We start from the raw sequence: 900 nt of genomic DNA, 5'->3' as shown, positions 1-900 counted from the left end.
TATGTGGCGCGGGCTGTCACGCCTCACTGACATCGCGCTGGGCGCCATGGTCGGAAGAGAATTTGTGGGTAATTGAAAGTTTCCCATGACGTGTACGCTGGACAACGTCCGGCGGTCGATCTGATCGAGCCGGAGACCGACCAGCTCCGACACGCGCAATCCCGCGGCAAAGGCCAGATGCAGCATGGCGCGGTCCCGAATGCCGGACATGGTACTCGCGTCCGGCGCATTGAGCAGCGCCTGCAGCTCTTCGCGCGTGAGGTACCCGATAAGGGCCTGATCGGTCTTTTTCATCGGGATAGCATGGATCCGCCGCGACTGGTCGAGGCAAGATGGCAGCCTGTACTCCAGGAAGCGGAAGAACGAGTTGATCGCAGCGAGCCGGGCGTTGCGTGTTCGCGCTGAGTTGCCGCGCTTCTTTTCCAGATGCTCCAGGAATGCCAGCATCAGCGGCGCATCGAGCTGCTCGACCTCGATCTTGGCCGGCGTGGTCTTGAGCCGGCCAGCTGCGAAGACGAGCAGGAGTTGGAAGCTCTGCGCATACGCCTCGCAGGTATGCTGGCTTGCCCTGCGCTCTTTGGGCAGATGCTCGCGCAAGAAGCCGCTCAGATAGGGGGCGAGCGCAGTCATGCGGCACCTCCTGTGAGTAGCGCCTCGCCAGCCTCGGCGATCTGGCTCATCAGAGCCGGCGTCGCCTGCAAGTACCAATAGGTGTCGGTTACGTGCGCATGACCGACGTAGGTGCTGAGCGCGACGATATGCCGAGCGACTGCAGCACGATCGTGGCGGCACTGCTCTAGCGATCGGACCGCGAAGGTGTGGCGATAATTCCGCCGACGGAATTAGCGGCATAATTCCGGCAACTGGATTATTCCGGCAACTGACGGACAACGTCGGCAT

General features: G+C 61.8%; 1 protein-coding gene and 1 pseudogene. Both read right to left on the bottom strand.

Features of this window, described 5'->3' with window-relative positions; translation table 11 throughout:
- On the bottom strand, nucleotides 1-630 hold a 630-nt coding region (locus tag KJQ96_RS38545; protein WP_213291163.1), incomplete at its 3' end, for a site-specific integrase.
- Nucleotides 627-839: pseudogene (locus tag KJQ96_RS41175) on the bottom strand (integrase); the annotation flags it as partial. The pseudogene KJQ96_RS41175 and the gene KJQ96_RS38545, both read right to left, overlap by 4 nt.
- Nucleotides 840-900: the final 61 nt, after the last annotated feature.

The organism is Bradyrhizobium sp. sGM-13 (genome assembly GCF_018398875.1).
In the GTDB taxonomy this organism is placed as follows: Bacteria; Pseudomonadota; Alphaproteobacteria; order Rhizobiales; family Xanthobacteraceae; genus Bradyrhizobium.
This window is presented reverse-complemented; position numbering and strand designations above follow the sequence as displayed.